The following is a 4,920-nucleotide window of genomic DNA, read 5'->3' on the forward strand; positions in this document are numbered from 1 at the left end:
GGCGGCTCCGCTCTCCCGCGCGAGGAGGGCGGCGGAAGGCGCGGGCGGTCCCGGTCGCGGCGGTGTGCCGCGGCCGGACCGCGTCCGTGCTGCTCGAGCCCGCCCCGCGCGTCCGGTCAGATCGTGACCACGATCTTGCCGCGGGTGTGGCCGCCCGCCAGCGCCCGGTAGGCGTCGACCGCGTGGTCGAGGTCGAACACCTCACAGATGTGGACAACGAGCCTGCCGTCGGCGACGAGGGCCGCCAGTTCGGCGAGACCTTCGCTGCTGGGGCGCACCCAGATCGACTGACCGCCGAACTGCGAGGCGGCACGTCCGTCGGCGATCGAGACCACCGAACCACCCGGCTTCAGCAGGTCGGGGACGGTGTCGAGCGCATGTCCGCCCACGAAGTCGAGGATGACGTCGAAGCCGTCCGGCCGGACCGCCAGCGCAGCCGCCACGATGCCGTCCCCGTGCCGGATCGGGGTCGCGCCGAGCGATCGGACGAAGTCCTGGTTGGTGGGCCCCGCCGTCCCGGTCACCTGCGCACCGGCGAGGACGGCCAGCTGGGTGGCGAACGAGCCGACCCCGCCCGAGGCGGCGTGCACGAGCACGGACGAGCCCTCGCCCAGCCCCGAGCGTCGCACGCTCTGCAGTGCGGTCAGCCCGGCCAGGGGCAACGCGGCCGCCTGCTCGAAGGACAGTCCGGCCGGCTTGTGGGTGGCGGTGCGCACCGGGACCTCGACCAGCTCGGCGAGCGTCCCTCCGTGCACGACGTCCTTGCGGGCGTAGGCCAGTTCCGCATCGCCCACGGCGTACTCGGGCGTGTCGAGGCCGGGACGCACCACCACCCCGGCCACGTCCCACGCGGGCACCACCGGGAACACCGCGTCGATCACTCCCTGCAGGTAGCCCTGCCGAAGCTTGTAGTCAACCGGGTTGATACCGGCGGCCACCACCTTCACCAGCAGTGAGTCGGGCCCCGGATGCGGATCGGGAACCTCGCCGACCCGGAATGTCTCGTCGCCGCCGAACTCTTCGTAGAACAGTGCTCTCACACTCCGGCCAACCAGGCCGGGCGCCCCCGCATTCCGCCGCGCCGCAGTCGTGTCCGCGGCCCGCCGTAGGCTGGGCCACCATGGCACGACAGGAGTCCCCAGGGCCGGTCCCGCCGCGGGCGGCCCGGGTGAAGCTGGGACGGCTCGCCCCCGCCGGCGTCGACACCCTCGACGGCGAGGAGGACCTGGACGAGGTGGAGTGGCGCGACCACCGCGTCGAGACCATGGCGTGGACGGGCCGGCGCCGGGTGACCTCCTCCCGTCTCGCCGGGGTGAGGGCAGGCGAGTGGATCGCCCGCGGGGCGGCGCTGACCGCGTCCGAGCTCGACGGGGTCGAGATCACCGCGCTGAGCGCCGCAGGGTCGGGGTGGTGGAACGTCGGGGTGGACCGGTCCCGGATCGGCTCCGCGGAGCTGTACGACTCGTCATGGCGCAATGTCGCCTTCACCCAGTGCAAGCTCGGCTACCTCAACCTGCGCGGCGCCGCCCTGGTCGACGTCTCCTTCACCGACTGCACGATCGCCGAACTCGACCTGGGCAGGGCCAGTGCCACGCGCCTGTCCTTCGCCGGCTGCCGGATCGACCGGATCGAGCTGTCCGGGTCACGGCTCACCGACGTCGACCTCCGCGGCGCCCGCCTCGCCGAGGTCGGCAGCCTCGACGGGCTCCGCGGCGCCACCATCACGATCGCGCAGTTGCTCGACCTGGCACCCGCGCTGGCCCAGCGCCTCGGCGTCCTCGTCGACTGATCCCCGCGTCGCCCGGGGTCCGGCAGGTGTGAGGCCGGACGCGTCCGGCCACGCCTTGACGACGACCGGAGCGAAGCGTGACCGAATCTCCATGAACGAGGTGTGAGCTGGCCGTGGAACGGGCTCCGACGACGCGGTGCCCGGATGTCTGCATGCCTCAACGCTCGATGAATAGCACACATTGATAACGCTCTGATTACGCTTTGCGTGAGCGAGAAGCCAGCCCTTGGCTGCTGTCGGACGCGTGCTAGATTACCCAAAACCCGCAGGGGCTGGGCGGTCAGTATGTCCGGCTGGGGTCGCGGGTGAGAAGAGGGTTTCCGGATGGCAGACACCACCGTGGTCGAGGCGCGCGATGGCGCAGTCCCGATCGCGGGGCGTACCCCGTGGCAGATCACCCGCTCCAGACTGGTGCGCGACAAGGTCACGATGGTCGCGCTCGGCGCAGCGATCTTCTTCATCCTGCTGGCCGCGTTCGCGCCGCTGATGACCCAGTTCGGCTGGCTCGACCCGTACAGCTCCAACACCGACCTCGTCGGCGGCCTCGGCTCGCTGCCGATCGGGCCCTTCGGTGGCGTCTCGGCCCAGCACTGGATGGGCGTCGAGCCGGGCACCGGTCGTGACATCTTCTCCCGCGTCGTCTCCGGCCTCACCGTCTCGCTCACCGTCGCGACGCTGGCCGTGCTCGTCTCGGTCGTGCTCGGGGTGATCATCGGGATCATCTCCGGCACCGCCGGCGGCAAGGTCGACTGGCTGTTCTCCCGCGTGATCGACTTCGTGCTCAGCTTCCCCCAGACCCTGATGCTGATCGCCCTGTCGACCATCGTGATCGACCTGCTGCAGGGTGCGCTCAACACGGACCGGACGATCCCGTCCATGATCTTCATGATCCTGGTGATGGGCTTCTTCGGCTGGCCGTACTTCGCGCGCATCATCCGGGGCCAGGTGCTGTCGCTGAAGGAGCGGGAGTTCGTCGAGGCCGCCCGGTCGCTCGGAGCGGGACGGCGTCGGATCTACTTCACCGAGCTGCTCCCCCACCTGTGGGCGCCGATCCTGGTGTACACCACGCTGATCATGCCCCAGAACATCGCCACGGAGGCCGCCCTCGGCTTCCTCGGCGTCGGCATTCAGGCCCCGACCCCGTCGTTCGGATCGATCCTGAACGACTCGGTGCACTACGCGACCTCGGATCCGGCCTACTTCATCTTCCCGGGCATCACGCTGTTCCTGGTGGTGCTCTCGTTCAACCTGCTCGGCGACGGCCTCCGGGACGCGCTCGACCCCAAGGCCGACCGACAGTGAGTGCACGCACAGCCACCCCCGTAGTCTCCGCAACAAACACAGAAGGAGAATCAATGAAGCGAGTCAAGATCGTCGCGGGTGTCGCGACGACCATGGCGCTGGGCCTCGCGCTCACCGCTTGTGGTGGCGGCACCGGTGGCACGAGCGGGGGGTCCGCAGCGGCACCGGCCGGCGCCGGGAACACGCTGTACATCCTCTCCGGCACCGCTACCGAGCACTGGGACCCGCAGCGGGTCTACGTCGGCGTCAACATCGAGGCTGGCAACCGCCTCTTCACCCGTACGCTGACCACTTTCGCTCCCGTCGCCAAGAGCGGCGACTCCGCCGAACTGGCCGCTGATGCCGCCACCGACACCGGCACCGTGAGCTCGGACGGCAAGACCTGGACCTTCACCATCAAGGACGGGATCAAGTGGGAGGACGGCCAGGCCGTCACCTGCGAGGACTTCAAGTACGGCATCTCGCGCACCTTCGCCGTGGACGTGATCACCGGTGGCCCGAACTACGCGATCCAGTACCTGGACATCCCGAAGAACTCCGACGGCTCCTCCAAGTACGACGGCCCCTACAAGGGCGACGGCCAGGCCCTGTACGACAAGGCCGTGACCTGCGACGGCAGCACCATCACCTTCAAGATGGCCAAGCCGTCCGGTGACTTCAACCAGGCTCTGACCATGACCGCCTTCGGCGCGTTCCGCAAGGACAAGGACCAGGGCGACAAGTCCAACTTCGCGATCTTCTCCGACGGGCCGTACAAGCTCGACGGCGACTGGACGTCCAACAAGGGCGGCACCTTCGTCCGGAACGACCAGTGGGACAAGTCCACCGACACGATCCGCACCGCGGGTCCGGACAAGATCGTCTGGGACGAGTCGCTCACGCAGGAGACCCTGTACGAGCGCCTGATCGCCAACCAGGGCGACGACCAGAACGCGATCACGTTCGACCAGGCTCCGGTCACGGCGCTCGCCAACGTGAACAACGCCGAGGGCCGCAACGACATCGTCGCCTCGCCGTACACCCGCTACCTGGTTCCGAACTTCAAGTCCAAGGTGTTCGAGAACGACAAGGCCCGTGAGGCACTGGCCCTGGCGACCGACCGCAGCGCCTACGTCACCGCCGCCGGTGGTGACCAGGTCGTGAAGGCGACCAACTCGCTGATCAACCCGGCCCTCTCGTCCTTCCCGAACACCCCGCTGCCGGCGGGCGACAAGGGCGATCCGGCCAAGGCCAAGACGCTCCTCGAGGAGGCCGGCTTCACCACCCCGGTGAAGATCACCGTCGCCTACCGCAAGAACGACACCCTCGACAAGGTGTTCGCCGGTCTGAAGACCGGCTGGGACGCTGCCGGCTTCGAGACCAACCTCGTGGGCATCCCGGCCGACCAGTACTACGGCACGCTGCAGTCCCCGGACTCGGCCACCAAGTACGACGCCTACTGGGCAGGCTGGGGCGCGGACTTCCCGTCCGCGTCGACCGTGATCCCGCAGCTGCTCGACAGCCGCAGCCAGATCAGCTCCGGTGGCCCCGGCCAGGACTACGGCTACTTCGACAACGCGGAGTTCAACAAGGGCATCGACGCGGCATCCGCTCTCACCGGTGCCGAGGCCGACAAGGCCTGGGGTGCTCTGGACGCCGAGGCGACGGGCAAGTACTACGCCGTGATCCCGCTGATCAATGACCAGTTCGTGTTCGTCCACGGCAGCAATGTCGAGGGCGCGGTCGTGAACACCACGTTCACCGGCTACTACGACCTGGCCAACATCTCGGTCAAGCACTGACCATCTGATCGGCCAAAGGGTCGGGGGTGCGCCACACGGCGCACCCCC

At 68.9% G+C, this 4,920-nt stretch carries 4 protein-coding genes; 3 read left to right on the forward strand and 1 reads right to left on the reverse strand.

The genetic code is table 11. The features are described 5' to 3' along the window. Window positions 1–116: 116 nt before the first annotated feature. On the reverse strand, window positions 117–1,040 hold the full coding sequence (locus QM633_RS09570) for an NADP-dependent oxidoreductase (RefSeq protein WP_415153528.1): 924 nt from the start codon (window positions 1,038–1,040) through the stop codon (window positions 117–119). An 80-nt stretch (window positions 1,041–1,120) separates the two neighbouring features. Between QM633_RS09570 and QM633_RS09575 the strand changes: the two genes are divergently transcribed. From QM633_RS09575 to QM633_RS09585, 3 genes are all read left to right on the forward strand, one after another. Continuing rightward, complete coding sequence (locus tag QM633_RS09575; RefSeq protein ID WP_415153529.1) at window positions 1,121–1,789, forward strand: pentapeptide repeat-containing protein; 669 nt, start codon at window positions 1,121–1,123, stop codon at window positions 1,787–1,789. Between the two features lie 324 nt (window positions 1,790–2,113). Then, window positions 2,114–3,091, forward strand: a complete 978-nt coding sequence (locus tag QM633_RS09580; RefSeq protein WP_415153530.1) for an ABC transporter permease — start codon at window positions 2,114–2,116, stop codon at window positions 3,089–3,091. Window positions 3,092–3,144: 53 nt separating this feature from the next. Continuing rightward, on the forward strand, window positions 3,145–4,872 hold the full coding sequence (locus QM633_RS09585) for an ABC transporter substrate-binding protein (RefSeq protein ID WP_415153531.1): 1,728 nt from the start codon (window positions 3,145–3,147) through the stop codon (window positions 4,870–4,872). The last annotated feature ends 48 nt before the right edge of the window (window positions 4,873–4,920 follow it).

The sequence above is a fragment of the Propionicimonas sp. genome, from assembly GCF_047606205.1.
Taxonomy (GTDB): Bacteria; Actinomycetota; Actinomycetes; order Propionibacteriales; family Propionibacteriaceae; genus Propionicimonas.

What these genes read in the sequence shown, in the direction of transcription:
- QM633_RS09580 (WP_415153530.1), top strand. Translation starts at nt 2,114, where the DNA reads ATGGCAGACACCACCGTGGTCGAGGCGCGCGATGGCGCAGTCCCGATC.
- QM633_RS09585 (WP_415153531.1), top strand. Translation starts at nt 3,145, where the DNA reads ATGAAGCGAGTCAAGATCGTCGCGGGTGTCGCGACGACCATGGCGCTG.
- QM633_RS09575 (WP_415153529.1), top strand. Translation starts at nt 1,121, where the DNA reads ATGGCACGACAGGAGTCCCCAGGGCCGGTCCCGCCGCGGGCGGCCCGG.